5 protein-coding genes are annotated in these 2,865 nt (G+C 65.0%); 1 reads left to right on the top strand and 4 read right to left on the bottom strand.

Annotation, left to right across the window (positions count from 1 at the left end):
- The 4 genes from WAW17_RS30255 to WAW17_RS30240 form a co-directional block, all read right to left on the bottom strand.
- The coding region (locus WAW17_RS30255; RefSeq protein ID WP_422336538.1) for a hypothetical protein at positions 1-334 on the bottom strand (334 nt) is incomplete at its 3' end.
- A gap of 138 nt (positions 335-472) precedes the next feature.
- A complete protein-coding gene (locus WAW17_RS30250; RefSeq protein WP_422336537.1) occupies positions 473-679 on the bottom strand; it encodes a hypothetical protein in 207 nt (68 codons plus the stop codon).
- A 98-nt stretch (positions 680-777) separates the two neighbouring features.
- Positions 778-1,230 carry a hypothetical protein gene (locus WAW17_RS30245; protein WP_422336536.1) on the bottom strand — a complete coding sequence of 151 codons (453 nt, stop codon included), beginning with the start codon at positions 1,228-1,230 and terminating at the stop codon, positions 778-780.
- Positions 1,231-1,646: 416 nt separating this feature from the next.
- Positions 1,647-1,937, bottom strand: coding sequence for a hypothetical protein (locus WAW17_RS30240; protein ID WP_422336535.1), 291 nt, complete (start codon positions 1,935-1,937; stop codon positions 1,647-1,649).
- 614 nt (positions 1,938-2,551) lie between these two features.
- Here WAW17_RS30240 and WAW17_RS30235 point away from each other — a divergent pair.
- Positions 2,552-2,827 carry a hypothetical protein gene (locus WAW17_RS30235; protein ID WP_422336534.1) on the top strand — a complete coding sequence of 92 codons (276 nt, stop codon included), beginning with the start codon at positions 2,552-2,554 and terminating at the stop codon, positions 2,825-2,827.
- Positions 2,828-2,865 lie beyond the last annotated feature (38 nt).

Raw genomic sequence — 2,865 nt, 5'->3', positions numbered from 1 at the left:
CGCGGGTGCACACTCGACATTCCCAACGGCCACGCACCGTCTTGCAGGTCCGGCGTTGCTCGCACAGCCAACACGTCTGATTTGCCCTCCGCGTGGGCTCGCTGGCGCCGGCGGTGGGGCTCGGCCTGTTCCGCTCCGGGATGCCGGCGGAGTGCGCGGGCTCGAACTGCGGTGATACGCACGGTGCGGTGGGTCGGGGTTGCAGCATGTGACCGAAGGCGTCCTGACATCCGGTGCACACGTCACCGGGTTCGACGACTGGGACGTCGCAGGCGTGGACGGCGCACGGGGTGAAGAGGTCGAGCTGGGGGAGTTGGTGTCTCGGATCGGTCATGGTGGTCGCTCTCCCTTCCTAATTGGGCGAGCACACCGGGCAGATAGCTGCTGCCGGGTGGGCTCATTGTGCGACGGATCGGTATGTGGCCCGTCAGGATGTGCCCGCCATGCACCGCACTAGCGGGCTGATCCTGTGTCAGACTTCGGCCACCTGCGCGCTGGCGGCGGCGATGGAGCCAAGCGATAAGGGCGCGACCACGACGATCGGCTTCGCCAGCAGTTCCTCGGGCGCGGGCATCAGCACCTCCGGCTGCGCCCTCACCCCGGGGCCGACACCGTCGAGCGGCTTGAGCTCATAGTTCACCTTCAACCGGCGCACCACCTCGAAAACGCGCCCCTTCATATCCTTGGTCGCGACCAGGGGTCGATGATGACCCGGTCGCCGGCCTGGAAGATGTTCTTCGACATTGTTTTCCGTTCTCCTTCGGTAATGGATGTGTGTTACGCGGGGACCCAGGTCAAGCCCTGATCTCCGATGAGAGCGGACTTCCCGTCCGGGGCCTCGCCGGCGTACTGGTGCAGTGCCGTGCGGGCGCGGGTGACCGCGCAGCCGAGTGGATCGGGGGAGTCTGCGAGTGCCTCGACACTGGCCTCGCCCATTGCCAGAGCGACCGAGTCACCCTGGGTCTCATACAGGCCGACAGCCCAGCTCGTGACGGGCGTCTCGGTGGTCAGAGCGGGATCGCCGTTGGTGGTGGCGAGGAGGTAGATCGACCGGCCATCGGGTGCGTAACCGGCATCGCCGGTGAGGGCGTAACAGTTGCCGCCGGTCGAGATCACCTCGGGATTGGCGACGCCGACCGCGGCCAGTCGGGTCAGCTCGCGGGAGTAGATCTCTTCGAAGACGCCGTGGTCCCGGATCTGTCGGCGGTCGATGGATGATGGTGTGCGCATATGTCAGTGACCTCTCCTGCGATGCCGGACCACTCGCGCGGCCCGATCGTTCTTTTTGCCCTGCTGGCAAGGGAGAGTCGGATCGGCGGTATCAGGATGGGGTGCAACCCCTGGGCCGAGAAGTTTCTCTGCGAGCGAAGCGAGTGGGTTGGGAAAGTTCTCGGAGCCTTGTGCCGGCGCTTGCGCCGCCAGGGGTTGTTCCCCGGCCGCCGTCGATCAGAATCGGAACGACCAGCAGGTCAAAAGAACGATGTTCTTCAACAGAGCGCGGAGCGCAGCGGAGTTCGAATCAGGGCCACCGCAGGTGTCCTAGTAACCGCCGGAGGCGGGTACATCGGAACGGGACACTCCTGCCACGAATCGGCCAGCTTGCTGACCAGTGAGTTCGTTTGATGCCGAGGGGATATCCGGTGCGATCAGCTGGGCGGCTGCGTGTGGCGATGCGTCTGGCGGCGTGCGTGGCGGGCCATGAGTATCTTCTTGTGCTTCTCACTGCGGAAGATCTCGTCGTCGTTCACGGCTTGTTCGATCAAGCCTGGATCCTCGAGCTCACGCTTCGCGGCCAGACGCATCAACTCGGCGCGATCGGACCCGACCCGAGCGGCCAACCCGTCGAGCTTGTCGCGCAGCGGGGCGTCGAAGTGCACATTCGCTCTGGCCGGATAGATCTCGTGGGGCGATGGTTTCCAGGTCCCCGGTGAGGTCACCGGGCTCGTCGAGCTGGCGCCGTAGCGCGACGCGGAGCAAGGCGGTGTTGAGCGTGTCGCCGTATAGGCCGGCGAGGTGCCCAGATCCGTTGCTTGCTGGAGGGGTTGACCATCACGTCGACCCGGTCGGACAGTCCGGTCCGCTCGGCCTCGCGGAGCATCGGGTGTTCGTAGCGGCCGAGGGCTTCCAGGAAACGGTGCAACACGATCCGCAATGAGTGCGCTGACCGTGGTGTCGTACTCGGCGGCCAGCGCCGCAAACTCCTGGGCAGTGTCGGGCTCCAGGTTGATCTCGAGCATGACAAGCTGAATCGCCCGCAGCGCTTCCGAGAATCGCCGCCGTTCCGCGGCGGTCAACTGATCGTCTTCGCCATCCTCTACACCATCCCCGGGACACTGGCAGCGACGAGGACCAGCGTCACCTCGAGCGTGGTGCAAAAGTGAAAACCGGCCGCCTGTTCTCTTACTCGCGAGTAGGAGAAACTCTGTCGTAACGTTCGCTAAGTAACCACTGATTCATAAGTAACCATTGATTCACAGGCGCAGCACCGCCGTTGGCGGCATTGGTCGGGTTCCTTCCCGGTGCGGCCCTCGGAGAAACGGAGAAGGACCTGATGGCTGTTACCGAAACGATGGCCAGTGCACTCGGCGCCGTACGCCTTGCCTTCGATGCCGGAGTCGCCGTGGTAGCCATGGTTGTGGCGGTGCCCGTTGCCTTCGTCTGGAGTGAGGGAACGGCCATGGCACGGAGCGTGCGCGGCGACATCGCACCGTGGGACCTGGAACGGGAAGAACAACTTCAGGCCGAGGTCGCCTCCTCGCCGTCGCTGACAGTGCGCGGCGGGCCCTTGCGGAACGGGACGCCGTCGGCGATGCACTCTGCCTTGTAGAAGTGGTGTCCTCAGCCCAGGGCGTCAGTGTCCTGACC

The organism is Rhodococcus sp. (in: high G+C Gram-positive bacteria) (assembly GCF_049286785.1).
Taxonomy (GTDB): domain Bacteria; phylum Actinomycetota; class Actinomycetes; order Mycobacteriales; family Mycobacteriaceae; genus Rhodococcus_F.
Note: the sequence above shows the minus strand (reverse complement) of the source record. Positions and strands in the feature narration are given on the sequence as shown.

Bases quoted from the DNA above. Each gene is read 5' to 3' on its own strand.
- WAW17_RS30250 (WP_422336537.1), bottom strand. From the start codon at position 679: ATGAAGGGGCGCGTTTTCGAGGTGGTGCGCCGGTTGAAGGTGAACTAT.
- WAW17_RS30245 (WP_422336536.1), bottom strand. From the start codon at position 1,230: ATGCGCACACCATCATCCATCGACCGCCGACAGATCCGGGACCACGGC.
- WAW17_RS30235 (WP_422336534.1), top strand. From the start codon at position 2,552: ATGGCTGTTACCGAAACGATGGCCAGTGCACTCGGCGCCGTACGCCTT.